Consider the following 25,927-nt stretch of genomic DNA (forward strand, 5'->3'; position numbering starts at 1 on the left):
TTCGATTAAAACCTTAACGGAACATTGGCATGTCGCGGGCAAGGTGGCGCTCGAAAGAATAGGCCCCCGACCCAGGCCCCCGACACCATGGCAATGTTTAAGAAATCGGTAAGTTCGCTCCTTCTGACCTTGATGGCCCTGCTGGCTGCGGGTGCGCTGGCCTCCACGGCGATCCAGATGGTTGGGGCGTTCGGCCGCTATAGCGACAGCCTCGAGACCGCGCGGCTTGCCGCGGCCGACAAGGCGATCTTCCATGGCGTGCTGGCGCTGCGCAACAATCGCGGCGATGCCCAGAGCGCGATCCTCGGCGAGGATGATCCGCGAGCAAAACTCGAGGCGGCGGAGAAGGCCGAGCAGGGCGGCTATGACGCCATCGGCGCCGCGCTCGCCACCGTCGATTTCGCCCGCCGCGACGAACTCGCCGGCACATTGAAGCAGGGCTGGAGCGCCGCCGCGCCGCAGTTCCAGCTGTTCTACGACGAGGCCAAGCGCCCGCGCGCGGAGCGCAAGATCGAGCGCACCAACTCCTGGTATGATGGCGTCACCAAGGTGATCGAAACGGCCAACCTCGCTTCCACCGCGGTGTCGAACCGCGCCTGGATGGACGACCCCTTCATCGCCCGCATGATCCAGGTCCGGCGCTTCGCCTGGCAGGTGCGCGACCGTTATGGGATCCATTGTTCGTCGCTTCGCTCCAACGTCAACAGCAGCAAGCCGCTCGACGACGCTCAGAAGCGGTCAGTGGCGCAATGGGATGGCACGATCGCCTCCGGTTGGGCGGGCATGGCCGAGTTGCTGGCCGCGCCCGGCGTGGCGGCGGAGCTGGTGACGGCAGCGGCGGACGCGAAGGCCAAGACCGACGGTGCCCTCAAGCAGATCGGCGACCTCACCAAGAATTTCGACGGCAGCGGTAAGCCCGCGATGCCCGCCGCGGAGTGGAATACGCTGTGTCAGTCACCCTTTGCGTCCATCGTCGCGGTGGCCAACAAGGCGCTCGACCAGTCAATCGTCCGGGCGGAAACGGTGCAGGCCAAGGCGCTCACCAATCTCGTCGTGCAGTCGCTCGCGTTCCTGCTCGCGCTCGCCGTGACCCTGACCGGCGTGTACGTGGTGCGCAATCGCCTGATGCGCCCGGTGCGCGCCATCCTGGACGCGATCGCCAAGATCAGCGCCCGCGACTACGCGACGCCCGTCCCGCAATCCAGGTATCCCGACGAGTTCGGCACCATGGCGGCCGCACTCGAAAGCCTGCGCGAGAGCGCGGCGACCGCGGAACGCCTGGGCCAGGAGCGCGAATCGCAGCAGGCGCTCCAGCTCGCCCGCTCCGGCACCGTCGATGCGGCCTGCCGCAGTTTCGACGACACCGTGCAAGCCGTCATTCACAGCGTTGCGGCGTCGACCAAGGAGCTCGATGCCACCGCGACCGACGTCCGCTCACTGGTTTCGGAATCGAGCAGCCAGACCGCGGCGGTCTCCTCCTCCGCCGAGCAGGCCACCAACAATCTCGAGACCATCGCAGCGGCGACCGAAGAACTCTCGGCGTCCGTCGGCGAGATCTCCGCGCAGGTGCAGGCCAGCGCCCGCGAGGCCCGCGAAGCCGTGTCGCAGGCAGCGCAGACCAATGCGACGGTCGAAATCCTCGATCAGACCGCTGGCCGCATAGGCGAGGTCGTGAAGATGATCAACGCCATCGCAGGGCAGACCAATCTCCTGGCGTTGAACGCCACCATCGAAGCCGCGCGCGCGGGCGAGGCCGGCCGCGGCTTCGCCGTGGTCGCCGGCGAGGTCAAGAGCCTCGCTTCGCAGACGGCGACGGCGACGGAAGAAATCTCCCGCCAGGTCGCGGAGATCCAGGGCGCGACGGGCCAGGCGGTCGCGGCCATCCGCGCGATCGGCGGCGCGATCAGCGGCATCGACGAAAAGATGACGGCGATCGCGGCAGCGGTCGAACAGCAGCGTGCGGCCACCACCGAGATCTCCCGCAACTTCCAGCAGGCCGCGCAGGGAACCCGCGAGGTCACCGACACCATCGGCAGCGTCGCCAGGCTGAACCAGGAGACGGGCAATGCCGGTTCGGCCCTGTCGGTGTCCGTGACGAAAATGTCCGCCGACGCCGATCGTCTCCGCGTCGCGGTCGAGGGCTTTTTGGGCGCGGTGAGGACCGCATAGCTTCGACAATCTTCCGTCCTTACGTCGTGCGATCGGCATTGCCGCCGATGCGCGCGGCGGGTACATCTGTGGCGCTGCGCGAGCGTCGCGGCAGATGTAAGAGATATCAGGGATGGAGAGTTCGATGCCGGTCACGCCCCAACACAAGGCCCAGCGCCCCTATCGCGGCGTGTTCCCGGTCGCGCCCACCATCTTCGACGAGCGCGGCGAACTCGACCTTGAGGGACAGCGCCGCTGCATCGATTTCATGATCGACGCAGGCTCGAACGGTCTGTGCATTCTCGCCAATTTCTCCGAGCAGTTCGTGCTCACGGATGCCGAGCGCGAGACCGTGATGCATGCGGTGCTGGAGCATGTCGCGGGCCGCGTTCCCGTGATCGTCACCACCACGCATTTCAGCTCGGCCGTCTGCGCCGCGCGCAGCCGGCAGGCCGAGGCGGCCGGTGCCGCCATGGTCATGGTGATGCCGCCCTATCACGGCGCCACCTTCCGCGTGCCCGAAAAAGGCGTCGTCGAATTCTTCAAGGTGCTGTCGGGCGCGATCAAGATTCCGATCATGATCCAGGATGCGCCTGTCGCCGGCACCCCCCTGTCGGTCGAACTGCTCGCGCGGCTGGCGCGCGATTTCGCCAACATCCGCTATTTCAAGATCGAGGTGCCGGGCGCGGCTGCAAAGCTGCGCAGCCTGATCGACGCCGGCGGCAGCGATATCGAGGGTCCCTGGGACGGCGAGGAAGCGATCACGCTGCTCGCCGATCTCGATGCCGGCGCCACCGGCGCGATGACCGGCGGCGGCTATCCCGACGGCATCCGCCAGATCGTCGATCCCTATTTCGCCGGCAAGCGTGAAGAGGCCAAAGCCGCCTACGAACGCTGGCTGCCGCTGATCAACTACGAAAACCGCCAATGCGGCCTGATCGCCTGCAAGGCGATGATGCAGGCCGGCGGCGTGATCAAGTCGGACACGGTGCGGCATCCGCTCCAGCCGTTGCTCCCGGCGACGCGGGCCGGGCTGCTGGAGTTGGCCAAGGAGCGCGATGCGCTGGCGTTGAGGTGGGGGAAGTAGCGCAACGCTGTCGTCCCGGCGAAGGCCGGGACGACGCTGAGTGTGAGGTGCGCACCCTGGCCTGATCCCGCCAGCTTCCATCTGGCTGAAGGCGTCGAATTAACGCGGTTCGGGCGGTTTCCCGCAGCCCGGCGATGACATATTGTACGCTCGCCAACCTGGCCCGCGGAGCAACTCAAGACATCGCGCAACAGCTCTTCATTATGCCGCTATTCCGAACCAGGTTGGTGCGAACCAACGAAACAGGGAGGCAGTGCCATGACGATGAGGCCGGATCCCACCTTTCACGCATCGCCCAAGCTTGCGATGGAAGCTCCTGCGGAGAACTTTGCCTACACGTTGCTGCTCAGTCCGGATTTCTCGAAACCGGATGCTCTCGCGGTGATCGACGCCAAGCCGGGATCGCCGACCTACAGCCAGATCGTCCACACCGTGACGATGCCCAACAAGGGCGATGAGTTTCATCACTTCGGCTGGAATGCCTGCTCCTCCGCCTTGTCGCCGCTCACTGGGCATGCCTTCATCGAGCGGCGCTATCTCATCATCCCCGGGCTGCGCTCGTCGCGGATTTACATCATCGATACCAAGCCCGATCCGACCAAAGCCAAAATCCACAAGATCATCGAGCCCGAGGAAGTCTTCAAAAAGACCGGCTATTCGCGGCCGCACACCATCCATTGCGGGCCGGACGGCGTCTATGTGAGCACGCTCGGCGGCGGCGGCAAGGACGGCACCAACGGGCCTCCAGGCGTCTTCATCATGGATTGCGAGACGTTCGAGGTCCTTGGACGATGGGAGATCGACCGCGGTCCGCAGACGCTGCACTATGATTTCTGGTGGAACCTGCCGCGCGACTACATGGTGACGAGCGAATGGGCATTGCCGCCGCAGTTCGAGAACGGGATCGTCCCGGAAGATCTGCTGGCGAACAAATATGGCCATCGTCTCCACTTCTGGGATCTCCGCGCCCGTCGCAACGTGCAGACCATCGACCTCGGCGCCAATCATCAGATGGCGCTGGAGGTACGGCCGGCGCACGATCCGGTTCGCGAATACGGCTTTGTAGGCGTTGTGGTCGACACCACGAATCTCGAAGCCTCGATCTGGACCTGGTGGCGCGAAGGCGGAAAATTCCATGCGGAGAAGACGGCGACGATCCCGCCCGAGCCTGCGCCAAAGGAGAAGCTCCCGCCGCTGCTTCAGGGCTTTGGCGCCGTGCCGCCGCTGGTGACCGACATCGACCTGTCGATGGATGATCGTTTTCTCTATGTCTCGTGCTGGGGCACGGGTGAAATGCGCCAGTACGACGTGAGTGATCCGCGAAAGCCGAAGCTTGCGGGCTCGGTTCACATCGGCGGCATCGCGCGCCGCACCCCCCATCCGAACGGCAAGGCATTTGCGGCCGGTCCGCAGATGGTCGAGATCAGCCGGGACGGCAGGCGGGTGTACTGGACCAATTCGCTCTATTCCACCTGGGATGACCAGTTCTATCCCGATGGCGTTCCGGGTTTGGAAGTCATGGCCAATGTCGGTCGCAATGGTGGCCTCGAGCTCGACAAGAACTACTTCGTGAGCTTCCCCGACGGATATCGTGCGCACCAGATCAGGCTGGAGGGCGGCGATTGTTCGACGGACTCCTTTTGCTACCCGTCGGCCTAGATTGGGCACACGCGAGCCTCGGCTGGCTGTGGCTCGCTCTTGTTGCGAGCGGTCTCTATCACGGGGTCAATCCGGGAATGGGCTGGCCGCTCGCCGTTTCGGCCGGGCTCATGGACAAGAGCCCGCGCGCGCTCTTTCGTGCGTTGTGGGCTCTGGCCGCCGGACATCTCCTGGCAACGCTTCTCGTGCTGCTGCCATTCGCGTTCCTGCTCGTGCTGGCCGAGTGGCAGCGTTCGATCCAGCTCGGCGCGAGCCTTTTCGTCATCGGCTTCGGCGTCTATCGGCTGGTCGAGCGGCGCCATCCGCGCGCGCTGGCACGAATTCCGCCGACGCAATTGGCGCTCTGGTCATTTGCCGTTGCCATTGCTCACGGCGCCGCCTTGATGCTCGTGCCGATCTATCTCGGGCTCTGCCAGGCCTTCGAACTCGATGCCGGCCATGAGGCCGCCGGCGCGCTGATGAAGGCGAGTCTCGGGATGGCGGTTCTGGTGTCTTTGGTGCACGTCGCTGCCATGGTCAGCGCCGGCGGATGTCTGGCGTGGCTGGTCTACCGCCATCTGGGATTGAGGTTCGTCTCGCGAAGCTGGTTCAATCTGGATCTAATCTGGGCCACCAGCCTCATTCTGGTTGGCGTTGTGGCCTTCGGCTTCAATCTCGCGAGCTGGCACTGACGCTTACTGGGTCAAAGCCCACTCGCCGATGATGCGGAAGCGAGCCTTGGCGTGGTCCTGTTTGAACAGCGCGACGCGATCGATCGCAAGCGTCTTGAGGCCGAGCGCAGCAAACCTTCCCTGCAGCATTTCCAGAATCGGCCCGCGCCGCTCCACGTCGAGCCGGCCCGTCAACGTCATGTGGAAACGGAATTCCTCCATCACGTAAGGATAGCCCCAGCGGTCGAGATAGTGGCGCTGCCGTTCGCTCAGCTTCTCCGGCTTGCGCCGCGCACGGTCTTCCGCGCTCAGCGGCGCGCGGAAGGAGTCGAAGTCGCGCGCGCAATCGGCGGCGAGCTGCTGGAGTTCGCCGACCGGCTCCCCGGGAATGACGGCGATGAAGCCGCTGATGGAATCGACGACCGGGCGGATCACCGGAATTGCGCGTGCCCTGCCGGCGAATGTCGCGCAGGCCGCAACAAGCTCGACCTCGCGCCTGTCGGACGCCAGCGCCATCGGCGCCTTCAGCGTGGCGTGAAAGCCGTATTTGCGGGGATCGGCGGTAACATCACGCCAGTCCGGCGCGAGACGCGATGCGTCGGCGGGAAACGGCAGCTCGTTGCCGGTATAGGCATCGTAGCCGAGCAACTCCGCGCCGAAGCGGGTGAGCGCGCTGTCGCTGCCTGCGGCAAAATAGATCGCGTAGCGGGGGAAACTCGTCATCGTCCGAGCATAGCGGGTTTATGCCGCGGCGACAGCTTGGCGCGGGGTAGCTGGCATGCCAAGCAACCGCGTCGCCTCGGTGAGATGCACGAGCTTGCCGCCTGATATCACGGCGATCAGCCGCGGCCGCAGCGGCATGCTGTCGTCGACCAGCAGAATGTCCGCGCGCCGGCCTTCCGCGAGCACGCCGCGATCTGCAAGACCGGTCGCGCGCGCGGGCGCGGCGGAGACCAGATTCCAGGCCTCGGTCAGCGGCAGCACGCCATCGGCGGCGAGCCGGAACGCAGCGAGCAGCTGCGCGGGATAGTTGTAGTCCGAGGCCAGAACCGAGCAGAGCCCTTTGGCGATCATGTCGGATGCCCTGGTCCAGCCCGTGTGGCTGCCTCCGCGCACGACGTTCGGCGCGCCGTAGACGATGGCGTCACCGTGGCTTGCTGCCGCCCGCGCTGTCTCCTCGTTGATCGGAAACTCCGCAATCGCCACGCCCATGGCGCGAAAGCCTTCGCGCATCGCCGGCGTCGCATCATCGTGCGAGAGCATCCGCACGTCGGCGGCGCGGGCCGTCGCGGCCAGCCGTGACACGGAAGCCGGCACATCCGCGGCGCGGGACATTATGTGTCCGACCAGCCGGTCGAATTCCTCGCTCGACAGGCCGGTGCGCTCCACCATGCGATTGCGCTTGCGCGGCTTGGCCATGTCCCCAACCGTGCCGTCCATGTGGTCGTTGAAGGCGAACAGGTCGACGCGGCCCTCAGTGAGCCATTGGCTGATCTCGGTTTCGGCGTCGAGATTGTAGGTCTCGTGGCGCAGGTGAAAGCGGGTGTCGGCGGCGAATTGCGGGCGCTGCCGTTCGATCGCCTCCATCAGGCTGCGCGCATTGCCGGCGCTGCGCAGGCCCGGCTCCCACGAACAGGTCGTGGCGTGAAAAACCGTGGTGATGCCGTTGCTGATCGCCTGGCGGTCGCTGTCGGCGAGCGCGACGTCGATCGGGAAATCGACCCCGGCGCGCGGCATCATCTGTCGCTCGAAGGCATCGCCATGCAGATCGACGATGCCCGGCAGGACCAGCAGATCGCGCGCCTTGATCGCCAGCCGCGCCCGGCTGCGCGAGGCATTGATCTCTGCGATGTCCGTTCCGGACACGAGAAGCGACGTTTCGGCGAACTCGGAGCCGATCAGGGCCCGCCCGCCCTCGAGGAATATGTCTGTCACGCGACCGCGCTTCGTTTGCTGGCAGAAGAGGGTGCCCCTGCTTCGTATGCCGTGAGGAAATCCTCAATCCCGAGCTTGCGGAAATTGGGCAGGGCTTCACGCAACTTGTCGTGATCCCAGTCCCACCAAGCGAGCCTCGCAAGCCGCCCCGCAACCTCTTCCGAGAACCGCCGGCGAACGATGCGCGCCGGATTGCCGGCAACGATGGTGTAGGCCGGCACGTCCTTGGTGACGATGGCGCCGGCCGCGATCACCGCGCCGGTGCCGACGTTGCGGCCCGGCAGCACGATCGCGCCATGGCCGATCCAGACGTCATGGCCGATATGGACGTGATGCTGGCGCCGCCAGTCGAAGAACTCGGTGTCGTCGCTCTCGCCTTCGAAATAGGCGCTCGAACGATAGGTGAAATGCGCCTGCGTGGCGCGGTGCATCGGGTGATTGCCCGGATTGATCCGCGTCATCGCCGCGATCGAGCAGAATTTTCCGATGGTGGTGTAGGTGATCTGGGCGTCGTTCACGACATAGGAGTAATCGCCCATCGTCACTTCGTGCAGCATCGTGCGCGCGCCGACCTCGGTGTAGGCCCCAAGCCTGGCGTCGTGCAGCTTCGCGGAGGGATCGACAGTCGGCTGGACCGAAAGAGCTTTGGCGGCCATGTTGAATCCGAACGAGAGGGCGGGCGTTTCTCTTCGAGCGGCTTGATGACAATGTCATGACGACGCCATGACAGGGGATGAACAGGAGATGAGGTGTGTAGGATCGCCGCACCGCAACGTCCGTGTCACACAAGTGTCAAGCGCCGGCGTTAGCGGTGGGTCCCAGCTACTCTGGAGCCCTGCATGCTGGTGGTTGAAGGTCTGACGTGTCGCTTCGGCGTGAAAGCCGCGGTGGACGACGCCTCGTTTCAAGTCTCTCCCGGCGGCTTCGTCGGCGTGATCGGACGCTCCGGCGCCGGCAAGTCGACCCTGCTGCGGACCATCAACCGTCTCGCGACCCCTGCACAGGGCCGCATCCTGTTCGACGGCCTCGACGTCACGGCGCTGCGCGGCAAGGAGCTGCGGCAGTGGCGGGCGCGCTCGGCGATGATCTTTCAGCAGTTCAATCTGGTGGGCCGGCTCGATGTGCTCACCAACGTCCTGATGGGACGGCTTGCGACGATGCCGGCCTGGCGCTCGCTGTCGCAGACCTGGCCCGAGCAGGACAGGGCGCTGGCGATGTCCGCGCTCGAACAGTTCGACATTGCCCCGCTCGCGGCCCAGCGCGCCGATCAGCTCTCCGGCGGCCAGCAGCAGCGCGTCGCGATTGCCCGCGCGCTGGTGCAGCAGCCCGACATCATCCTCGCCGACGAGCCGATCGCCTCGCTCGATCCGCGCAACACCAAGATCGTCATGGATGCGCTGCTGCGCATCAACAAGCACTTCGGCATCACGGTGCTCTGCAATCTGCATTCGCTCGACCTGGCGCGCAGCTATTGCGACCGCCTGATTGGCATGGCGCAGGGCCGCGTGGTGTTCGACGGCGCGCCGGCCGAGTTGACCGACCACGTGGCGCGCGAGCTCTACGATCTCGAAGCCGCCGAAGTCATGGGCGGCACGCCTGCACCGGTGCGACAGGGCATTCCGGCGCTTGGAACGGCGGCCGCCGCCTGAGCTGCGCCGCATCAGGACTTACCAATTTTGCGTCAACCGAACCTCAACCAATGAAGAGGCTATCATGATTACTCGCAGATTGATTCTCGCCGGCGCCGCCGCGCTCGCGTTGACGACTTCGGCCTCCGCCGAAGACTGGAAAGCCAAATATCCCGAGCTGACCTTCGCGGTCATTCCGGCGGAAAACGCCTCGGGCGTGACCGAGCGCTGGGCGCCGTTCATGAGCTATCTCTCCAGGGAATTGGGCGTGAAAGTTACGCTGCGCATCGCCAACGACTACGCTGCCGTAATCGAAGGCCAGCGTGCCGGCAACATTCACATCGCGAGCTACGGCTCGGCCTCGTTCGCCCGCGCCCGCCTGACCGGCGTCAAGACCGACGCCTTCGCCAACGACATCAACTCCGACGGCTCCACCGGTTATTACTCGGTGTTCTTCGTCAAGGCGAGCAGCGCCTACAAGAGCATCGACCAGCTCAAGGGCAAGAACCTCGGCCTGGTCGACCCGAACTCGACCTCCGGCAACAACGTGCCGCGCTTCGAGCTCGACAAGATGGGCATCGCGGACGCCGACACCTATTTCAGCAAGGTCGTCTTCACCGGAAGCCACGAGAACGCGATCCTGGCGCTGGCGCAGGGCACGGTCGACGTCGCGGCCAACCAGTGGACCAGCGACAACGACTCGACATTAGCGCAGATGCTGACCAAGGGCATGCTGAAGAATGCCGATGGCTCGGCGATGAAGAAGGATGATTTCCGCATCATCCACAAGTCGGCGCCGATCATCAACGGCCCCTATGCCTACAATTCTGAGCTGCCGGAAGAGGCCAAGGCCGCCATCGCCAAGGCGTTCTTCGACGCGCCGGCCAAGGACAAGGCTGCGTTCGATCGCCTCCAGGACGGCCAGAAGAAGGGTTTTCATCCCGCGACCACCAAGGATTGGGATGGCACGATCGAGCTGATCAAGTTCGTCGATGCGCTGCGTAAGAAGAAGGCGTCCTGAGTTTCGGGACGATGCCACTGGAGCCGGGTCGATGGACCCGGCTCTTTCTCTTTGATTGACCATTTTCCTGGCCAAGATGACCGTCGCGGTTTCGATCCTCCCCGAGCAACAGCTCGCCGTGCTCAACGCCGCCTATCGCCAGGCGGTGGCGCGCAAGCGGCTCCGAATCCTGTCTGGAGCCGTGATCTTCGCCGCAGCACTGTGTCTGGCCGCGATCGGCGCTGAAGTGAATCTGCGCACGCTGTTCGCCCACTTTGGCAACTTCATCAGCTATTTCGACCGCATCCTCACACTCGACACCGGCCAGCGGGTCTGGACCGATGTCGGCGAGTGGCTGTGGGGCTGGCGCAAATGGCTGAGGATGCTGGGCGAGACTTTGCTGATCTCCTATGTCGGCACGCTGATCGGCGCGACTTTTGCGTTTTGCCTGAACTTCTTTGCGGCTGAAAACACCTCGCCCGCGCCGTGGTTGCGCTTCGTCGTGCGGCGCCTGCTCGAATTCGCCCGCACGGTCCCCGGCATCGTGTTTGCCCTGATGTTCGTGATCGCCTTCGGGCTGGGGCCGATGGCGGGCGTGCTGGCGATCGCGATTCACTCCACCGGCGCGCTTGGAAAGCTGTTCTCGGAGATCGTCGAGAACGCCGACATGAAACCGGTCGAAGGCGTCCGCTCGACCGGCGCGAGCTGGCTGTCCTGCATGCGCTTCGCCATCCTGCCGCAGGTCACGGCGGGCTATGCCAGCTACGCGCTGCTGCGTTTCGAGATCAACGTCCGCGAGGCCTCCGTGATGGGCTTCGTCGGTGCCGGCGGCATCGGCCAGGAGCTCGTCGTCGCCATCCGCAAGTTCTACTACTCGGACGTCAGCGCCATCCTGCTCACCATCATCGTCACGGTTTTCATTATCGACATCAGCACCGGCTGGCTGCGCGGCCGCCTGTTCGGCAAGGAGGCGCGGACGTGACGGGGCCGCAGGACATTGACACATCAGCGCTTCGCGCGCGCTACCCTGATGTGTTCGACCGGCCGGCTTCGGCGCGGCTCCCGATGCCGGCGATGATCGTCGCGGCGCTCGCGGTTCTGATTTACGGCCTCGTCGATCTCGACTTCTCGCCGTCGCGGTTCGTCGCGGGCCTCAACCAGCTCGGCTGGATCAGCCTGATGATGATCCCGCCGGATCCCGGCTCGTCGCTGCCGGTCTATCTGAAGGCGCTGGGCGAGACGCTGTCGATCGCGCTGCTCGGCACAACGCTCGCCGCGCTGTTCGCACTGCCGGTCAGTCTTCTTGCGGCGCGTAATGTCGTGCCATCAAAGCTGCTGCGCTTTCCGGTCCGACGTTTCCTGGATTTGATTCGCGGCGTCGACACGTTGATCTGGGCGCTGGTGTGGATCAACGTGGTCGGGCTCGGCCCGTTTGCCGGCGTGCTCGCCATCGCCGTGTCGGATTTCGGCGCCTTCGGAAAACTGTTCTCGGAGGCGATCGAGGGCGCCGATCAGAAGCAGGTCGAGGGCATCCGCGCCTCCGGCGGCAGCGCGCTGCACGAGATTCGCTTCGGCCTGCTGCCGCAGGTCCTGCCCGTGATTGCCGGGCAGGTGCTCTATTTCATCGAGTCGAATACGCGCTCGGCCACCATCATCGGCATCGTCGGCGCCGGCGGCATCGGCCTCCAGCTCGCTGAGCAGATCCGCGTGCTGGAATGGCAGAAGGTGTCGTTCCTGATCCTGATGATCCTGGTCGCAGTCGCTGCGATCGATTTCGTTTCGGGCAAATTGCGTTTTGCGATTATCGGGCGGCGGGCGGTGGCGTAACCTTCTTCCTTCTCCCCTTGTGGGAGAAGGTGGCGCGAAGCGCCGGATGAGGGGTCTGCATCCTCAATTCAGATCAGTGCGCGGAGGCAACCCCTCACCCGTCTCGCCGCTAGCGCGGCGAGCCACCCTCTCCCGCAAGGGGAGAGGGGCAGAGGGCAGCCAGTTCACCCGTTCTCCACCAGAAATTCCACCCGCTCCGCGGCAAAGCGCGAATGCTTGGTCACCAGCGGCTTGCCGTCGAGATCGTGATCGGTGGCGTCGACCACCAGGATCGGCCGTCCCAGCGCCAGATCGAGCCGTGCGGCGTCGGTTGCGTCGACGATACCGGCGGTGATCCGGGTCGCGCCGCGGCGATAGTCCCGGACGCCGTAATGCTCGAGCAATTTCGTCATCGAGCGGGTCGCGGCAAACACGTCGCCCGCAGCCGGGAATAGCTGCGCCGACAGCCACGTCGTGGAGACACAGATCGGCGTGCGGTCGGCGAGGCGCATCGCCTCGATCCGGACCAGCGGTGCGCCGGTCTTGAGGCCAAGCTCCCGCGCGAGTTCGCGGGTCGCAACGTCAGCGGACGCCTCGATCAGCCGGCCATGCGGTTCGCGGCCGTCCGCGCCGACGATCTCGGAGAAACGGGTCCGCGAGCGCAGTGGATAAGCGAGCTTCTGCGCCTCGACATAGGTTCCGCTGCCGCGTTCTGCCCGCACGATGCCGCGCTCGGCAAGCGCGGCCAGCGCGCGTCGCACGGTGTGGCGGTTGACGCGATAGGTTTCGGCGATCTCCACCTCGCCCGGCAGCTTGTCGCCCGCCGCAAAGCGGCCGTCGGCGATGCCGCGCTCGATGCCGTCGGCAACGAGACGCCACAACGCGACGCCGGAGGAGGCTGTGTCCTGCATGCTCATGTGGCCGGGAAGCTACTCCAGAAATCGCGCCTTTGTCACGAAACAGTCATGGCGCTCCGCTATCAAGTTGTCTAGTATCATAGACAACTTGGATTCGGCAAGTTCTGCAGAGAAGTCGGTGGATGCGGTGACCCAGCACAATAATCAGCAAGCCCAGCGCAAGGCCGCAATGGCCGTGCTGGCGCACGCGGAGGCGGACGAGATCGCCGCTCGCCTCCAAGCTCTCGCTTTGCCGGCGCATCAGGATCTGCGCGCGCCGGAAAACGGCCTCGTCATGCTGCGCGGCCGGGTCGGCGGCGATGGTGCGCCGTTCAACCTCGGTGAAGCCACGGTGTCGCGCGCCGCGGTGCGGCTTGCGAGCGGCGAGGTCGGTTTCGGCTACACGCTCGGTCGCGACGGCGAGAAGGCGCGGCTGATCGCGCTGTGCGATGCCCTGGTGCAGTCCAGCGATTTCGGCGCCGCGGTGGAGCGGGACATTATCGCGCCGTTGCGTGAGCAGCTGATGGTCAGGCGCAAGCAGGTGGCGGCCCAGACCGCCGCGACGAAGGTTGATTTCTACACCATGGTGCGCGGTGAGGGGTGAGATCATGACCACGATTGCGGAACTGCCGCCGGGGTTCGCCGATAAGGTCTTGTCGGCGCAATCGACCTTTCGCTCGGTCATGGACGCGATGGCGCGGCCGGGATCGGTGCAGCGCATCGTGCCGACATCAGGAGCGCCTCGTGTGATGATGCGCGGGACGGCCGCGATCGCGCTGACGCTGTTCGATCACGACACGCCGCTCTGGCTCGATGCGCGCATGCATGAGACTTCCGACGTCGTGAAATGGCTGAAATTCCATACTGGTGCGCCGGTGGTGCAGGATTCTTCCATCGCCAGCTTCGCGCTGATCAGCGACGGCGGGGCGCTGCCTTCGCTGGAGCGCTTCGCGCTCGGCACCAGCGAATATCCGGATCGGTCGACCACGTTGATCCTGCAGGTCGAGAGTCTCGATTCGGGACGCAGCTTCGAGCTGCGCGGGCCCGGCATCGACGGCGTCGCCACGCTCCAGGCGTCGATCAAGCCGTTCGACGTGTTCGAGCGACTTCGTATTAACGAGGCGCTGTTTCCGCGCGGTATCGATGTGGTGCTGGTCGCCGATGACGCCATGGTTGCGATCCCGCGCACCACGCGTATCGTGAGCAGGGGAAGCTAAGCATGTATGTCGCAGTCAAAGGCGGCGAACGCGCCATCGAGAACGCCCATCGCCTGCTCGCCAGTGCGCGGCGTGGCGACCAAAGCGTTCCGGAAATCTCGCTCGACCAGATCTCCGAGCAGCTTGGTCTCGCCGTGGACCGCGTCATGAGCGAAGGCTCGCTCTATGACCGCGAGCTCGCGGCGCTCGCCATCAAGCAGGCGCGCGGCGATCTGATCGAGGCGATCTTCCTGGTCCGCGCCTTCCGCGCGACGCTGCCCCGCTTCGGCGCCAGCGAGCCGGTCGAGACCGGCGCGATGCGGATACGGCGGCGGGTGTCCTCGACCTTCAAGGACATTCCCGGCGGCCAGATCCTCGGCCCGACCTTCGACTATACCCACCGCCTGCTCGATCCCTCGCTCGCCGAGGGCTTTGTGCCGGAGACACCGGCGACGGCCGAAGCATCGTCTGCGCCAACCCCGCGGGTGACCGACATCCTCGGCCGCGACGGGCTGATCGAATCCTCGCCTCAGGCTGAGGACGGCGCCAGCGTCGGCGATCTCACTCGCGAGCCGCTCAATTTTCCCGCCGATCGTGACCTGCGCCTGCAAAATCTCGCGCGTGGCGACGAAGGTTTTCTGCTGGCGATGGGCTATTCCACCCAGCGCGGCTACGGCCGCAACCATCCCGTCGCCGGCGAGATTCGCTTCGGTGAGGTCGAGGTTGAATTCTCCGCGGAAGACGTCGGCTTCGCCGTGCCGCTCGGCTCGATCGAGCTCACCGAGTGTCAGATGGTCAATCAGTTCAAGGGCTCCGCGACGGAGGCGCCGTGCTTCACCCGCGGCTATGGCCTCGCCTTCGGCCAGAGCGAGCGCAAGACGATGTCGATGGCGCTGGTCGACCGCGCGTTGCGTGCGCGCGAGCTCGGCGAAGAGGCACTCGCCCCCGCGCAAGACGAAGAATTCGTGATGTCGCATTCGGACAACGTCCAGGCTACCGGCTTCGTCGAGCATCTGAAGCTACCGCATTATGTCGACTTCCAGTCTGAGCTCGGCCTGTTGCGCAAGCTGCGGAAGGAATTCACTGAGGCCAATGCGCCCGATGCCATGAAGGAGGCCGCGGAATGAACGCGCCCGCCTACAATTTCGCTTATCTCGACGAACAGACCAAGCGGATGATCCGCCGCGCGATCCTCAAGGCGATCGCGATCCCCGGCTATCAGGTGCCGTTCGCCAGCCGTGAAATGCCGATGCCCTATGGCTGGGGCACCGGCGGCGTGCAGGTGACGGCCGCGATCCTCGGGCCCGAGGACGTGCTGAAGGTGATCGACCAGGGCTCCGACGACACCACCAATGCGATCTCGATCAGGAAGTTCTTTGCCAAGACCGCCGGCGTCGCCACGACGACGGCGACGATCGATGCGACCGTGATCCAGACCCGCCACCGCATCCCGGAGACGTCGCTACACGCAAATCAGGTGCTGGTCTACCAGGTGCCGATTCCGGAGCCGCTGCGCTTCCTCGAGCCGCGCGAGACGGAGACGCGGCGCATGCACGCGCTCGCCGAATACGGCCTGATGCATGTGAAGCTCTACGAGGACATCGCCCGCTTCGGCCACATCGCGACGGCTTACGCCTATCCGGTGAAGGTCAATGCGCGCTACGTGATGGACCCGTCGCCGACGCCCAAATTCGACAATCCCAAGATGGACAATTGCCCCGCGCTGCAACTGTTCGGCGCCGGCCGCGAGAAGCGCATCTACGCGATCCCGCCCTATACGCAAGTTGTGTCGCTCGACTTCGAGGACCATCCCTTCGAGCCGTACCGCTTCAACGCGCCGTGCGCGTTGTGCGCCGCTGAAAATTCCTACCTCGACGAGATCGTGACCGACGACAAGGGCGGGCGCATGTTCGTCTGCTCCGACACCGATTATTGCGAGGGACGTCAGGCCGCCGGCCATCACGGCAGCCTCAGCGCCGCGCCGTACAAGGACAAGGCGCAGGAGGCATCGAATGGCTGATCAAGACATGCTCGAGAACGACGAGCCGCTGCTGGTCGCAAAATCCCTCAGCAAGTCCTATGGCCGGATCGCGGCGTGCCGCGACGTGTCCTTTGCGCTCTACCCCGGCGAGGTGCTGGCGATCGTCGGCGAATCCGGCTCGGGCAAATCGACGCTGCTGCAGCTGCTGTCGGGTCAGCTCGCGGCAAGCGACGGTGAGGTGTCCTACCGGATGCGCGATGGCGTCACCCGCGATCTCGCCACGCTGGGCGAGGCCGAGCGGCGCTTCCTGTTTCGTACCGATTGGGGCTTCGTTCATCAGGATCCCGCGCAGGGGCTGCGCATGGCCGTCTCGGCCGGCGCCAATGTCGGCGAGCGGCTGATGGCGGTGGGGTGGAATCACTACGGCCGCATCCGCGATACCGCGTCGGACTGGCTGACTCGCGTCGAGATCGACATCGCGCGCATCGACGATGCGCCGCGGACCTATTCCGGCGGCATGCGCCAGCGGCTCCAGATCGCCCGCAACCTCGTCACCGAGCCGCGGCTGGTGTTCATGGACGAGCCGACCGGCGGCCTCGATGTTTCCGTGCAAGCCCGTCTGCTCGACCTCGTGCGCAGCCTGGTCGCGGAGCTGCATCTCGCGGTCATCATCGTCACCCATGATCTCGCGGTCGCGCGCCTGCTGTCGCATCGGGTCATGGTCATGAAGGGCGGCCGAGTCATCGAGACCGGCCTCACCGATCAGGTGCTCGACGACCCCCGCGAGCCCTATACCCAGCTGCTCGTCTCCTCGATCCTGCCGCCATGAGCCTTCCAACGTAATGAGCCTTGCAAGAAGAGTTCTCCAATGACCGCCATGATCGACATTGCCGACGCCAACAAGACCTTCACGATGCACCTGCAAGGTGGCATCGAGCTGCCCGTGGTGCGCGGCGTGACCTTTCACGTCAATCCCGGCGAATGCGTCGTGCTGTCGGGGCCATCAGGCGCCGGAAAATCGTCGATCCTGAAGATGATCTTCGGCAATTATCGTTGCGATTCCGGCCGGATCGGCATCCACCATCGCGGCGCGCTGGTCGATCTCGCCACCGCCGAGCCGCGGCAGGTTCTCAACATCCGCCGCGCGACCATTGGCTATGTCAGCCAGTTCTTGCGCGCGGTGCCGCGCGTCGCGACCCTCGACGTGGTCGCCGAGCCGCTGATCGTCAACGGCCTGGCGCGCGCGGAGGCGCAAGCCCGTGCTGGCGAACTGTTGCATCGCCTCAACATCCCCGAGCGGCTCTGGCAGCTTCCGCCCGCGACCTTTTCCGGCGGCGAGCAGCAGCGCGTCAACATCGCGCGCGGCTTCATCTCGGATCTGCCGATCCTGCTGCTCGACGAGCCGACCGCGTCGCTCGACGCCGCCAACCGCGCCGTCGTGGTTGGGCTGGTAGCCGAAAAGAAGCGCCAGGGCGTCGCCGTGGTCGCCATTGTCCATGACGACGAAATCCGTCATCAGATTGCCGACCGCACCGTCGACGTCACCAGCTTCGCCGCCGCGGCCTGAAGGAAATGGACATGAACGCCAAGAAGGACATCGTGATCGCCAACGCCAGGATCGTGCTGGCGGAACGGGTGATCGAGCAGGGCTGGCTTGCCCTCGCCGATGGACGCATTGCCGAGATCGGCGAGGGCAGGGCGCCCGCGGGGGCAGAGGATGCCGGCGGCGATCTGATCATGCCCGGCTTGATCGAGCTCCACACCGATCACCTCGAGGCGCATTACGTGCCGCGACCAAAAGTGTTCTGGAATCCAGTCGCCGCCGTCGTCTCCTATGACGGCCAGCTCGCGACATCAGGCATCACGACGGTGTTCGACTCGCTCCGGGTCTGGCGCGAGGATGGCGCCGAGGAAGTCGACGGCCGCGCCGGCACGCTTGCCGCCGCAATCACGACCGCTCGCGATGCTGACCTGCTCCGCGCCGATCACTTCCTGCATCTGCGCTGCGAAATCCCGATGCCGAGCGTGGTCGAGGAGGCCAGGGAGCTGATCGACCGTCCCGACGTGCGGCTGATGTCGCTGATGGACCACACCCCCGGCCAGCGCCAGTTCCGGGACGAAGGCAAGCTGCGCGACTATTATCGCGGCAAGGGCGGCGGCAAGACCGACGCCGAGCTCGACGAGCTGTTCGCGAAGCGCTTCGAATATCAGAAGGCCTATGCCGCGACCAACATGCGCGAGATCGTGGCGCTGGCCCACAAGTACAAGATCCCGCTGGCGAGCCATGACGACACCACTGAGGAGAACGTCGTGGACGCCGTGCGCGATGGCGTTTCGGTGGCGGAATTTCCGACCACGCTGGAGGCCGCGCGCGGCCTGCACGAGGCCGGCATCGACATCCTGATGGGCGCGCCGAACGTCGTGCGCGGCGGCTCGCATTCCGGCAATATCGCCGCGGTCGATCTCGCCCGCGAGGGCCTGCTCGACATTCTGTCGTCGGACTACATCCCCTCGAGCCTTCTGATGGCCGCGCTGCACTTGCCCGAGCACGTGCCCGCCATCACTCTTCCGGCGGCGATCCGCACCGTGACGAAGGCGCCCGCGGAGGCAGTCGGCCTGTCCGACCGCGGCGAGATCGCGATCGGCAAGCGTGCCGATCTGATCCGCGTGCATGTCGCGGGCCGCGTCCCCGCGGTCCGCAGCGTCTGGCGCGAAGGAAGCCGTGTCGCATGAGCGAGGCCGTCACCGTGGCGGGAAAGACAACGGGTGCGATCGGGCCCGGGCGGCTCGTGCTCGTGGTCGGTCCCAGCGGTGCCGGCAAGGACACGCTGCTGCGGCTGGCGCGGGCAGCCTGCATCGAGGATCACGACATCGTCTTCCCGCGCCGTGTCGTGACGCGGGAATCCTCGGCCGACGAAGACAATATTGCGGTGAGCCCTGACGAATTCCGTCGCGCGCGCGAGCATGGCGAATTCGCCGTGCATTGGGAGGCGCATGGGCATTGCTACGCGCTGCCCCGCGACCTCAACGACGATATTCGTGCCGGACGCGCCGTCGTGGCCAATGTTTCGCGCACGGTGATCGGCGCGCTGCGCCAGGCCTATGCAAACATCGTGGTGGTCGCGGTCACCGCGCCGCCGGATGTGCTGGCGCAGCGGCTTGCTGCTCGCGCCCGGGACAGCGACGGCAATATCGCCGAACGGTTGACGCGCAGCGTCGACGACGCATCGGCCCAGGCCGATGTCACCATTCTCAACGCGCACAGCGCGGAGTATCATGGCCGCCAGCTTCTGCGCGTGATCAGGAATCAAGGCTGGCACGAATAGCCGGCACAACAAGGAGACTGGAATGTCGGTGATCGAAACGGTCGAGCAGCTGGAGGCCATCTACGGCGTCACCAACGACGCCTCGACCGTGAAAGTCGCCGACCACGTCACCCCACTCTATCGCGTCTTCATCGAAAAGGCCCCGTTCGCCGCGCTCGCTACCATCGGACCCGAGGGGATCGACTGCTCGCCGCGCGGCGATCTCTCCGGCTTCGTCCGCATTCATGACCCGAAGACGCTGATGCTGCCGGATCGCCGCGGCAACAACCGGGTCGATTCCTTGCGCAACATCGTGCGCGATCCCAGGGTATCGCTGATGTTCCTGATCCCCGGCTCCGGAAATGCGGTTCGGGCCAATGGCCGGGCGCATCTGTCCATCAATTCCGAATTGCTGGCCTCGTTCAAGGTCGACGGCAAGGCGCCGCGCAGCGTCATGGTGATGACGGTCGACGAAATTTACTTCCAGTGCGCCCGCGCCATCGTCCGCTCCGATCTCTGGAATCCCGACAAGCGCATCGACCCCAAGACGCTGCCGACGCCCGGCCAGATCCTCGCCGAGATGAGCGAGAACAAGGTCGGCGGCGCGGAGTATGATCGCGCCTGGCCGGAGCGTGCGGCCGCGACGATGTGGTGAGTTCGTTCTTCCCCTCTCCCCTTGCGGGAGAGGGTGGCTCGCCGCGTAGCGGCGAGACGGGTGAGGGTCTCTCTCCGCGTGCGACTCTCTTGAGGATTCGCGGAGGCAAACCCCTCATCCGGCGCTTCGCGCCACCTTCTCCCGCAAGGGGAGAAGGAAGAACTCATCGCGAGATGAATTCGTTTGTCGGCGCTCGCACCCGGAGACGCGCCCCTGTGCGCTCATCGCAATTATGGATAGCCATTTCATTGACCGTTCGCGCTGAACGCTCGATATTCGACGCATCGACACTGCTCCTTCGAGCCGAAGCCGCGATATGAGAACCGATCACCAGCGCAGTAACAATGACATGCATGCGTGCATGACGCGCCGCTGTTTCTCGGCGGCCACCGGCGCATGTTGTTGTTGCTGACCGCCGCCTCCTAGCAGCACCTCACCCAGCAAATCCCAAGAAGCAAATCCAAAGACAGGAACGCCGAGACCCGGCGGACGAGCAGTCATGTCCCGAACTCAATCGAATGCCTACATCATCGAGATCCACGACCGCGCCGCCGGCATCGTCACGAGGGATACGCGCGGCTTCCGCTTCTTCTCCTCCGAGCGTCTGTTCGACAGCCTCGAAGGCCGCCAGTTCCGCTCGGCGCGCGAGGCGGAGCGCGCCGCCCGTGCGGTATTCTCCGAGCGGGGCCGGCGCGCGAACTGATCAGCTCCGGCGGCGCGCCCTGGTGCGTGCCGCCTTCTTTGCGGCGGTGGAGCGGGCCTTGGCGCCCTTGGTGCGGCTCGCCTTGCGCGCGGCGGCTGAACGCGACGCGGCCGTTCGCCGGCTCGCGGCGCGCTTGCCCTGCTTCGACAGTGCGCTGCGCGATGCGGTCGAGCGCGGCTCCTTCTTCAAAACCTTTTCGACGGCTTGCGACACGCGCGGCCGGCGCTTCGGGGTGCGCTTGCCCTGACCGACGTCATAGGCATATTTGGCGCTGCGGCGCGTCGCCTTCTTGACGCGTCCCTTGCGCGGCGGCGGCAGATCGACGCCGGCGCGGCGCGCTTCGGAGAGACCGATGGCGATGGCCTGCTTCGTCGAGCGCGCGCCATGCCTGCCCTTGCGGATCTTGTCGATCTGGTCCTTGACGAATTCGCCGGCCTGCGTGCTTGCCGATTTTCCGGCACGCTTGTCTTGCCTGGCTTTGCGAATGACTTCCTGTCTTGGCATGGGTCCAGTTCCCTCTGGAATTCACGGGAATGTCTGACCGCAACGCGCAAGATGGACGATTGATCCTGTCAGTTCCGTAGCGCAGCGAGCAGTTCATCGGGGCGTTCGGCCATGATCATGTGGCCGGCGCCCGGCACCACGACGGTCTTCGCATGCGGGATCGCGGCGGCAAGTGCCTTGCCGGCCTTCACCGGCGTCATCATGTCCCGTTCGCCGAGGATGAGTGTGGTGGGCACCTTCACGCTTGCGGCTGCTTGCAGCGCATTGGCGTAAGCATTGCAGGCCGACAAATCCCTGAACAGCACGCCCGGCTCGCAGTGTTTCAATACGGCCTGGGCGCCGCCATGCATCCACAGGCCCGGTGCGAGGCTGCCGCCGAACTCAGCGTTGAAGCCGAGTCCCCAGATCGAGACCATGTCGTTTGCATCCTGCGAATTGGCTTCGGCCGCTTTCAGCAGATCCGGGCCGACCGTCATGGTCGCGGCCGTGCCGATCAGGCTGAGCGCGGAAACCTTGTCGGGGTGACGTGCGGCCGTCTCCAGCGAGATCAGCGATCCCATGGAATGGCCGATCAGATGCGCTTTCGTCGCTTCGGCCGCATCGAGCAGGGCCGCCGTCCAGTCGGCCATTTCGGCGATGCTGCCGAGCGAAGGTCCGGGCGAGCGGCCGTGGCCGGGCAGATCCGGCGCCAGCACGCCAAAGCCGTGATGGGCGAACCAGCGGGTGTGCAGTGCCCAGGTCGAACGGTCGAAACCGGCGCCGTGGAGGAAGACGACGGCGGGCAGGGACTTGTCGAAGTCGCGGCCGCCGGTTGCGACCAGCACCTCGGCGCCGTTGACGGAGAGCTTCATGGTGTCAGACCTTTTGCGAGATGCGCAGCGCCTGCGCGAGATCGTCGATGATGTCGCTTCCGGTCTCGATGCCGACCGAGAGTCGCACCAGCTCTTCGCCGATGCCGGAGGCCTTGAGCTGCTCGGCGTCCATCTGCTGGTGCGTGGTCGAGGCGGGGTGGATCACCAGCGTCTTGGCGTCGCCGACATTGGCGAGATGACTGATCATGCGCAGCGATTCGATGAATTTGCGGCCCGCGGGCCGGCCCCCCTTGATGCCGAAGGAGACGATCGAGCCGGCGCCGCGCGGCAGTAATTGTTTTGCGAGCTGGTAGTCCGCATGATCTTCCAGCGAGGGATGCAGCACCCAATCGACCGCCTTGTTGGCTTTCAGTGCTTCCAGCACGAGGTGCGTGTTCTGCATGTGGCGGTCCATGCGCACGCCGAGCGTCTCGACGCCCTGCAACAGCTGGAAGGCGTTGGTCGGCGATAGACAAGCGCCGAAATCGCGCAGGCCTTCGGTGCGCGCGCGCATGATGAAGGCGGCGGTGCCGAACTGCTCGTCGAAGACGATGCCGTGATAGCCGCCATAGGGCTCGGTCAGCACGCCGAATTTTCCGGATGAGCGCCAGTCGAAACGACCGCCGTCGACGATGGCGCCGCCGATCGCGATGCCGTGGCCGCCGATCCATTTGGTCGCCGAATGCATGACGATGTCGGCGCCGAGCTCGATCGGACGGCTGAGATAGGGCGTGGCAAAGGTGTTGTCGATCAGCAGCGGAATCTTCGCGTCATGCGCGATCGAAGCGACTTTCGGAATGTCCAGCACCTCGAGCCCGGGATTGCCGATGGTCTCGCCGATCATCAGCTTCGTGTTCGGCTTGATCGCCGCGCGGAACGCGTCGAGATCGCGCGGCTTGACGAACGTTGTGGTGATGCCGAAGCGCGGCAGCGTGTGCGCCAGCAAATTGATGGTGCCGCCATAGAGCGAGCTCGATGCCACGATATGGTCGCCGGCGTTCAGAAGCGTGGCGATGGCCAGATGCAGCGCCGCCATGCCGCTCGCGGTGCAGATCGCGCCGACGCCGCCTTCCAGCGCCGCAAGCCGTTCTTCCAGCACGCCGGTGGTCGGATTGGAGATGCGCGTATAGATGTGGCCGGCGCGTTCGAGATTGAACAGCGCGGCGGCGTGATCGGAATCCTGGAACACGTAGGACGTGGTCTGGTAGATCGGCACGGCGCGGGCGCCGGTCGCGGGATCCGGATGCTGGCCCGCATGCAGGCTCAGGGTCTCGAAGGCGGGCGGTTTTGGCGCGGGCATGCGTGGCCTCGTTGCTCGGTCGGCGGAGGCGGCTCTTGTGCCATAAAATGGCGCGCTGCGTCAGCCCATTGACGCGTTGTCTAACCCCGGATCGCCTGCTCGATGATCCGCGCCTCCCGCAGCAGGATCTCCGCGACCTCCTGTTCGCGTCGTGGGCCGAGCCTGGTGCGAACGGCGGAGACGGTCATGGCGGCAGCGGGACGGCCGTCCGGGGTCTCGATCCAGGTCGAGATCGACTTCGTGCCCTGCACGAGACCAATTTCCCTCATGCCGTATCCCAGCCGTCTTGCGGCGGTGACCTGGCCCAGCACCGTCGCAACATCGGTCCGGTAGGCCTCCAGTCTCTTCTCGTTGGCTGCGACGATTTTTCGCGCGTCCTGCACCGGCATCGCGGCGAGGATGGCGACGCCTGCGCTGGAGACGCCGAGCGGTCGGCGCGCGCCGACCTCAATCGACAGCACCTGGATCGGATAGACGCCAATCCGGCGATCGACGCACAGCGTGTCATTGCCGGTCCGCACCGTCAGGAACAGCGTGTCGCCGATCTCGGCCGAGGCACGTTGCAGCGACGGATTTGCCGCGATCAGCAGCCGCGACGGCCGAGGCCGTGCGAGCGCGAGCTCCGGCACCTGGTTGCCGACCGCGTAGCGGCCGGTCCGGTCATGCCGTTCGACGATGCCTTCCTCGATCAGCACGTGGACGATGCGGTGCACGGTCGGGCGGGTGAGGCCGGTCGCCCGCACCACCTCGGCCAGCAGCACGCCGTCTTCGCGGCCTGCGGCAAGGATGCGCAGCACCGCGAGCGCGCGCCGGATCGCCTGCGCGCCCTGTCGCGGTCCCGTGATGCGGCGGGTGGATTTCGCGGAAGTCGTCTTGTCCATAATATGGACGAGAACGCCACAATTCACTCGACAGGTAAAGCGCCCATCTGGAGATTGCGCTCCGAATCGACATGCCGTGTACGACGTCAGGCAAATCGACGTAAAATTGGAAGCGCCGCCGGGAGGTTAACATGCGATTAATCTGGATTGCCCTAGCTGCCGCAGCGGCGATGTTGACGGGACCGGCGTCGGGCCAGCAATGGCCGGCGCGCAACGTCAAGCTGATCGTGCCCTATCCGGCCGGCGGCAATGTCGATAGCGCCGCGCGCATCATCGCGGACAAGCTCCAGGAAAAGCTCGGCCAGCCCTTCATCATCGAGAACAAGGCGGGCGCCGGCGGCATGATCGCGGGCGAGGCTTTCGCGAAGTCCGCGCCCGACGGCTACACGCTGTTCGTCGGCGCCAACGGCCCGGTGCTGTTCGCGACCGAGATCAACAAGCGCGACGTCTATAATTGGAAGAAGGATTTCCTGCCGATCTCGACGATCTCGATGACGCCGCTGGTGCTCGAGGTGCATCCGTCGGTGCAGGCGACGACTTTCAAGGAATTCATCGGCCTCGCCAAGCGCGAGCCGGGCAAGCTGACGATGGCCTCGCCCGGTCCCGGCACCACCAACCATTTGCTCAGCGAACTGATGCAGTCCAGCCTCGACCTGCAATGGGTCACCGCGCACTATCGCGGCAATGCGCCTGCCGTCAACGATCTCTTGGGCGGGCAGGTGCAGTTCGCGTTCGACCAGCTCACGGTCAGCCTGCAGCATATCAAGGCCGGTCTGTTCCGCGCGCTGGCCGTCACCAGCCCGCACCGCCTGAAGTCGCTGCCCGACGTGCCGACCTTCGCCGAGCTTGGTTACAAGGATTTTGACGGCCAGACCTTCACCGGCCTGTTCGCACCGGCAGGCACGCCGGCGCCCGTGATCGACAAGCTGCACGAGGCACTGACCGCGATCCTGAAGGACCCCGCCGTGGTCGACAAGTTCGAGAAGCTCGGCGGTGAAGCCGTCGCGATGACGCCCGACGAATTCAAGGCCTATCTCGCGCGCGAGGACGCCAAATGGATTCCGATCGTGCGCAAGGCCAACATCAAGGCGGATTGATCGATGCGGATCGACCCCAGCGAGCTCGGCGCCGAGCGCATCTACCGGCTGATGACCGGCATCGTGGTGCCGCGTCCGATCGCCTGGGTGACGAGCCTGTCGCGCGCAGGCGTGGTCAACCTCGCGCCGTTCAGCGCCTTCACCTTCGTCTCGCAGAAGCCGCCGATGCTCGCGATCAGCGTCGGCCGCAAGGGCGCGGACTACAAGGACACCGCGCATAACATCCTCGATACCGAGGAATACGTGATCCACATCGCCGATACCCCGCTGATGCAGGCGGTGCACGACTCATCGGTCGAGCATCCGCCCGAGATCAGCGAGGTCGCGGAGCTCGGCCTTGAGACGCTCCCGAGCGAGCGCATCAAGGTGCCGCGGCTCAGCGTTGCACCCGTTGCGATGGAGTGCCGCTTTCGGCAGTGCCTCGAATTCGGCGACGCCCGCAGCCGTCTCATCGTGGGCGAAGTCGTGATGTTCCACCTCCGCGACGGCCTCGTGAACGACGGCAAGGTCGAAACCGTCGCGCTCGATCCGATCGCGCGCATCGGCGGGCCGCGCTACGCCCGGCTCGGCGAGATCGTGACGCTGCACGGCGTGTTCCAGACTCCCAAATCGAAAGACTGAGCGCGCCGCCCCCGCGCGCGCCCC

General features: G+C 65.4%; 29 protein-coding genes. 20 read left to right on the top strand and 9 right to left on the bottom strand.

Annotated elements, in window-relative coordinates; translation table 11 throughout:
* Positions 1 to 87 precede the first annotated feature (87 nt).
* The 4 genes from IVB19_RS02530 to IVB19_RS02545 all read left to right on the top strand — a co-directional run bounded on the left by IVB19_RS02530 (position 88) and on the right by IVB19_RS02545 (position 5,565).
* A complete protein-coding gene (locus tag IVB19_RS02530) occupies positions 88 to 2,169 on the top strand; it encodes a methyl-accepting chemotaxis protein (protein ID WP_247820965.1) in 2,082 nt (693 codons plus the stop codon).
* Positions 2,170 to 2,293: 124 nt separating this feature from the next.
* Positions 2,294 to 3,235, top strand: coding sequence for a dihydrodipicolinate synthase family protein (locus tag IVB19_RS02535; RefSeq protein ID WP_247820966.1), 942 nt, complete (start codon positions 2,294 to 2,296; stop codon positions 3,233 to 3,235).
* Positions 3,236 to 3,493: 258 nt separating this feature from the next.
* A complete protein-coding gene (locus IVB19_RS02540; protein WP_085351558.1) occupies positions 3,494 to 4,894 on the top strand; it encodes a selenium-binding protein SBP56-related protein in 1,401 nt (466 codons plus the stop codon).
* Positions 4,895 to 4,971: 77 nt separating this feature from the next.
* Entirely contained in the window at positions 4,972 to 5,565 is a 594-nt protein-coding gene (locus tag IVB19_RS02545; RefSeq protein WP_247821655.1) for a hypothetical protein, read from the top strand.
* 3 nt (positions 5,566 to 5,568) lie between these two features.
* On the opposite strand, the gene IVB19_RS02550 is transcribed toward IVB19_RS02545, so the two are convergent.
* From IVB19_RS02550 to IVB19_RS02560, 3 genes are read right to left on the bottom strand one after another with little or no spacing between them, the layout of a single operon-like run.
* Positions 5,569 to 6,267, bottom strand: coding sequence for a DUF1045 domain-containing protein (locus IVB19_RS02550; RefSeq protein ID WP_018453070.1), 699 nt, complete (start codon positions 6,265 to 6,267; stop codon positions 5,569 to 5,571).
* A gap of 18 nt (positions 6,268 to 6,285) precedes the next feature.
* Complete coding sequence (locus IVB19_RS02555) at positions 6,286 to 7,479, bottom strand: alpha-D-ribose 1-methylphosphonate 5-triphosphate diphosphatase (RefSeq protein WP_247820967.1); 1,194 nt, start codon at positions 7,477 to 7,479, stop codon at positions 6,286 to 6,288.
* Positions 7,476 to 8,135, bottom strand: a complete 660-nt coding sequence (locus IVB19_RS02560) for an LbetaH domain-containing protein (protein ID WP_247820968.1) — start codon at positions 8,133 to 8,135, stop codon at positions 7,476 to 7,478. The genes IVB19_RS02555 and IVB19_RS02560 overlap by 4 nt, the downstream gene beginning before the upstream one ends.
* 183 nt (positions 8,136 to 8,318) lie before the next feature.
* Here IVB19_RS02560 and phnC point away from each other — a divergent pair, with 183 nt between their 5' ends.
* The 4 genes from phnC to phnE (IVB19_RS02580) all read left to right on the top strand — a co-directional run bounded on the left by phnC (position 8,319) and on the right by phnE (IVB19_RS02580) (position 11,934).
* On the top strand, positions 8,319 to 9,128 hold the full coding sequence (gene phnC / locus IVB19_RS02565; RefSeq protein ID WP_018453073.1) for a phosphonate ABC transporter ATP-binding protein: 810 nt from the start codon (positions 8,319 to 8,321) through the stop codon (positions 9,126 to 9,128).
* A 64-nt stretch (positions 9,129 to 9,192) separates the two neighbouring features.
* Complete coding sequence (phnD, locus tag IVB19_RS02570) at positions 9,193 to 10,128, top strand: phosphonate ABC transporter substrate-binding protein (protein ID WP_247820969.1); 936 nt, start codon at positions 9,193 to 9,195, stop codon at positions 10,126 to 10,128.
* Between the two features lie 76 nt (positions 10,129 to 10,204).
* Positions 10,205 to 11,089: a phosphonate ABC transporter, permease protein PhnE gene (gene phnE, locus IVB19_RS02575; protein WP_247821656.1), complete on the top strand. Its 885-nt coding sequence runs from the start codon at positions 10,205 to 10,207 to the stop codon at positions 11,087 to 11,089.
* Entirely contained in the window at positions 11,086 to 11,934 is an 849-nt protein-coding gene (gene phnE / locus IVB19_RS02580) for a phosphonate ABC transporter, permease protein PhnE (RefSeq protein WP_247820970.1), read from the top strand. Before phnE (IVB19_RS02575) ends, phnE (IVB19_RS02580) begins: the two co-directional genes overlap by 4 nt.
* 164 nt (positions 11,935 to 12,098) lie before the next feature.
* Here the strand turns inward: phnE (IVB19_RS02580) and phnF are convergent, their stop codons facing one another.
* Positions 12,099 to 12,830, bottom strand: coding sequence for a phosphonate metabolism transcriptional regulator PhnF (gene phnF, locus IVB19_RS02585; protein WP_018453077.1), 732 nt, complete (start codon positions 12,828 to 12,830; stop codon positions 12,099 to 12,101).
* 118 nt (positions 12,831 to 12,948) lie between these two features.
* Here phnF and phnG point away from each other — a divergent pair, with 118 nt between their 5' ends.
* From phnG to IVB19_RS02630, 9 genes are read left to right on the top strand one after another with little or no spacing between them, the layout of a single operon-like run.
* A complete protein-coding gene (gene phnG / locus IVB19_RS02590; protein WP_247821657.1) occupies positions 12,949 to 13,413 on the top strand; it encodes a phosphonate C-P lyase system protein PhnG in 465 nt (154 codons plus the stop codon).
* 4 nt (positions 13,414 to 13,417) lie between these two features.
* Positions 13,418 to 14,026: a phosphonate C-P lyase system protein PhnH gene (gene phnH, locus IVB19_RS02595; RefSeq protein ID WP_018453079.1), complete on the top strand. Its 609-nt coding sequence runs from the start codon at positions 13,418 to 13,420 to the stop codon at positions 14,024 to 14,026.
* Positions 14,027 to 14,028: 2 nt separating this feature from the next.
* Positions 14,029 to 15,132: a carbon-phosphorus lyase complex subunit gene (locus IVB19_RS02600; RefSeq protein WP_247820971.1), complete on the top strand. Its 1,104-nt coding sequence runs from the start codon at positions 14,029 to 14,031 to the stop codon at positions 15,130 to 15,132.
* Positions 15,129 to 16,025, top strand: a complete 897-nt coding sequence (locus IVB19_RS02605) for an alpha-D-ribose 1-methylphosphonate 5-phosphate C-P-lyase PhnJ (RefSeq protein WP_247820972.1) — start codon at positions 15,129 to 15,131, stop codon at positions 16,023 to 16,025. Before IVB19_RS02600 ends, IVB19_RS02605 begins: the two co-directional genes overlap by 4 nt.
* Positions 16,018 to 16,815 (top strand): phosphonate C-P lyase system protein PhnK, encoded by a 798-nt coding sequence (phnK, locus tag IVB19_RS02610; RefSeq protein ID WP_247820973.1) that lies wholly within the window; start codon positions 16,018 to 16,020, stop codon positions 16,813 to 16,815. The genes IVB19_RS02605 and phnK overlap by 8 nt, the downstream gene beginning before the upstream one ends.
* A gap of 39 nt (positions 16,816 to 16,854) precedes the next feature.
* Complete coding sequence (gene phnL / locus IVB19_RS02615) at positions 16,855 to 17,553, top strand: phosphonate C-P lyase system protein PhnL (RefSeq protein WP_247820974.1); 699 nt, start codon at positions 16,855 to 16,857, stop codon at positions 17,551 to 17,553.
* 11 nt (positions 17,554 to 17,564) lie between these two features.
* Positions 17,565 to 18,719 (top strand): alpha-D-ribose 1-methylphosphonate 5-triphosphate diphosphatase, encoded by a 1,155-nt coding sequence (locus tag IVB19_RS02620; RefSeq protein WP_247299237.1) that lies wholly within the window; start codon positions 17,565 to 17,567, stop codon positions 18,717 to 18,719.
* Entirely contained in the window at positions 18,716 to 19,312 is a 597-nt protein-coding gene (phnN, locus tag IVB19_RS02625) for a phosphonate metabolism protein/1,5-bisphosphokinase (PRPP-forming) PhnN (RefSeq protein ID WP_247820975.1), read from the top strand. The genes IVB19_RS02620 and phnN overlap by 4 nt, the downstream gene beginning before the upstream one ends.
* Before the next feature lie 22 nt (positions 19,313 to 19,334).
* On the top strand, positions 19,335 to 19,946 hold the full coding sequence (locus IVB19_RS02630) for a pyridoxamine 5'-phosphate oxidase family protein (RefSeq protein WP_247820976.1): 612 nt from the start codon (positions 19,335 to 19,337) through the stop codon (positions 19,944 to 19,946).
* Positions 19,947 to 20,273: 327 nt separating this feature from the next.
* Here the strand turns inward: IVB19_RS02630 and IVB19_RS02635 are convergent, their stop codons facing one another.
* A complete protein-coding gene (locus IVB19_RS02635) occupies positions 20,274 to 20,447 on the bottom strand; it encodes a hypothetical protein (RefSeq protein WP_158091562.1) in 174 nt (57 codons plus the stop codon).
* On the opposite strand from IVB19_RS02635, the gene IVB19_RS02640 reads away from it, so the two are divergent.
* The gene (locus IVB19_RS02640; protein WP_204512543.1) at positions 20,446 to 20,649 is read left to right on the top strand and encodes a hypothetical protein; all 204 of its coding nucleotides are present in this window, start codon (positions 20,446 to 20,448) and stop codon (positions 20,647 to 20,649) included. The genes IVB19_RS02635 and IVB19_RS02640 overlap by 2 nt on opposite strands.
* Here IVB19_RS02640 and IVB19_RS02645 read toward each other — a convergent pair whose 3' ends face one another.
* The 4 genes from IVB19_RS02645 to IVB19_RS02660 form a co-directional block, all read right to left on the bottom strand.
* Positions 20,650 to 21,153, bottom strand: a complete 504-nt coding sequence (locus tag IVB19_RS02645) for a DUF6496 domain-containing protein (RefSeq protein ID WP_247820977.1) — start codon at positions 21,151 to 21,153, stop codon at positions 20,650 to 20,652.
* Between the two features lie 68 nt (positions 21,154 to 21,221).
* Positions 21,222 to 22,004, bottom strand: coding sequence for an alpha/beta fold hydrolase (locus tag IVB19_RS02650; RefSeq protein ID WP_247820978.1), 783 nt, complete (start codon positions 22,002 to 22,004; stop codon positions 21,222 to 21,224).
* Positions 22,005 to 22,008: 4 nt separating this feature from the next.
* Positions 22,009 to 23,304 carry an O-acetylhomoserine aminocarboxypropyltransferase gene (locus IVB19_RS02655; protein WP_247820979.1) on the bottom strand — a complete coding sequence of 432 codons (1,296 nt, stop codon included), beginning with the start codon at positions 23,302 to 23,304 and terminating at the stop codon, positions 22,009 to 22,011.
* A gap of 80 nt (positions 23,305 to 23,384) precedes the next feature.
* Positions 23,385 to 24,185 carry an IclR family transcriptional regulator gene (locus IVB19_RS02660; protein ID WP_247820980.1) on the bottom strand — a complete coding sequence of 267 codons (801 nt, stop codon included), beginning with the start codon at positions 24,183 to 24,185 and terminating at the stop codon, positions 23,385 to 23,387.
* A 131-nt stretch (positions 24,186 to 24,316) separates the two neighbouring features.
* Between IVB19_RS02660 and IVB19_RS02665 the strand changes: the two genes are divergently transcribed.
* A complete protein-coding gene (locus IVB19_RS02665; protein WP_247820981.1) occupies positions 24,317 to 25,282 on the top strand; it encodes a Bug family tripartite tricarboxylate transporter substrate binding protein in 966 nt (321 codons plus the stop codon).
* 3 nt (positions 25,283 to 25,285) lie between these two features.
* On the top strand, positions 25,286 to 25,903 hold the full coding sequence (locus tag IVB19_RS02670; RefSeq protein WP_247820982.1) for a flavin reductase family protein: 618 nt from the start codon (positions 25,286 to 25,288) through the stop codon (positions 25,901 to 25,903).
* Positions 25,904 to 25,927: the final 24 nt, after the last annotated feature.

This window comes from Bradyrhizobium sp. 187 (genome assembly GCF_023101005.1).
GTDB classification, from domain to species: Bacteria; Pseudomonadota; Alphaproteobacteria; order Rhizobiales; family Xanthobacteraceae; genus Bradyrhizobium; species Bradyrhizobium canariense_D.

Excerpts from the sequence above, each read along its gene's own strand:
- IVB19_RS02530 (WP_247820965.1), top strand. The coding sequence starts at position 88 with ATGGCAATGTTTAAGAAATCGGTAAGTTCGCTCCTTCTGACCTTGATG.
- IVB19_RS02535 (WP_247820966.1), top strand. The coding sequence starts at position 2,294 with ATGCCGGTCACGCCCCAACACAAGGCCCAGCGCCCCTATCGCGGCGTG.
- IVB19_RS02540 (WP_085351558.1), top strand. The coding sequence starts at position 3,494 with ATGACGATGAGGCCGGATCCCACCTTTCACGCATCGCCCAAGCTTGCG.
- IVB19_RS02545 (WP_247821655.1), top strand. The coding sequence starts at position 4,972 with ATGGGCTGGCCGCTCGCCGTTTCGGCCGGGCTCATGGACAAGAGCCCG.
- IVB19_RS02550 (WP_018453070.1), bottom strand. The coding sequence starts at position 6,267 with ATGACGAGTTTCCCCCGCTACGCGATCTATTTTGCCGCAGGCAGCGAC.
- IVB19_RS02560 (WP_247820968.1), bottom strand. The coding sequence starts at position 8,135 with ATGGCCGCCAAAGCTCTTTCGGTCCAGCCGACTGTCGATCCCTCCGCG.
- phnC (WP_018453073.1), top strand. The coding sequence starts at position 8,319 with ATGCTGGTGGTTGAAGGTCTGACGTGTCGCTTCGGCGTGAAAGCCGCG.
- phnD (WP_247820969.1), top strand. The coding sequence starts at position 9,193 with ATGATTACTCGCAGATTGATTCTCGCCGGCGCCGCCGCGCTCGCGTTG.
- phnE (WP_247821656.1), top strand. The coding sequence starts at position 10,205 with ATGACCGTCGCGGTTTCGATCCTCCCCGAGCAACAGCTCGCCGTGCTC.
- phnF (WP_018453077.1), bottom strand. The coding sequence starts at position 12,830 with ATGAGCATGCAGGACACAGCCTCCTCCGGCGTCGCGTTGTGGCGTCTC.
- phnH (WP_018453079.1), top strand. The coding sequence starts at position 13,418 with ATGACCACGATTGCGGAACTGCCGCCGGGGTTCGCCGATAAGGTCTTG.
- IVB19_RS02600 (WP_247820971.1), top strand. The coding sequence starts at position 14,029 with ATGTATGTCGCAGTCAAAGGCGGCGAACGCGCCATCGAGAACGCCCAT.
- IVB19_RS02605 (WP_247820972.1), top strand. The coding sequence starts at position 15,129 with ATGAACGCGCCCGCCTACAATTTCGCTTATCTCGACGAACAGACCAAG.
- phnK (WP_247820973.1), top strand. The coding sequence starts at position 16,018 with ATGGCTGATCAAGACATGCTCGAGAACGACGAGCCGCTGCTGGTCGCA.
- phnL (WP_247820974.1), top strand. The coding sequence starts at position 16,855 with ATGACCGCCATGATCGACATTGCCGACGCCAACAAGACCTTCACGATG.
- IVB19_RS02620 (WP_247299237.1), top strand. The coding sequence starts at position 17,565 with ATGAACGCCAAGAAGGACATCGTGATCGCCAACGCCAGGATCGTGCTG.
- phnN (WP_247820975.1), top strand. The coding sequence starts at position 18,716 with ATGAGCGAGGCCGTCACCGTGGCGGGAAAGACAACGGGTGCGATCGGG.
- IVB19_RS02630 (WP_247820976.1), top strand. The coding sequence starts at position 19,335 with ATGTCGGTGATCGAAACGGTCGAGCAGCTGGAGGCCATCTACGGCGTC.
- IVB19_RS02640 (WP_204512543.1), top strand. The coding sequence starts at position 20,446 with ATGTCCCGAACTCAATCGAATGCCTACATCATCGAGATCCACGACCGC.
- IVB19_RS02635 (WP_158091562.1), bottom strand. The coding sequence starts at position 20,447 with ATGACTGCTCGTCCGCCGGGTCTCGGCGTTCCTGTCTTTGGATTTGCT.
- IVB19_RS02645 (WP_247820977.1), bottom strand. The coding sequence starts at position 21,153 with ATGCCAAGACAGGAAGTCATTCGCAAAGCCAGGCAAGACAAGCGTGCC.
- IVB19_RS02650 (WP_247820978.1), bottom strand. The coding sequence starts at position 22,004 with ATGAAGCTCTCCGTCAACGGCGCCGAGGTGCTGGTCGCAACCGGCGGC.
- IVB19_RS02655 (WP_247820979.1), bottom strand. The coding sequence starts at position 23,304 with ATGCCCGCGCCAAAACCGCCCGCCTTCGAGACCCTGAGCCTGCATGCG.
- IVB19_RS02660 (WP_247820980.1), bottom strand. The coding sequence starts at position 24,185 with ATGGACAAGACGACTTCCGCGAAATCCACCCGCCGCATCACGGGACCG.
- IVB19_RS02665 (WP_247820981.1), top strand. The coding sequence starts at position 24,317 with ATGCGATTAATCTGGATTGCCCTAGCTGCCGCAGCGGCGATGTTGACG.
- IVB19_RS02670 (WP_247820982.1), top strand. The coding sequence starts at position 25,286 with ATGCGGATCGACCCCAGCGAGCTCGGCGCCGAGCGCATCTACCGGCTG.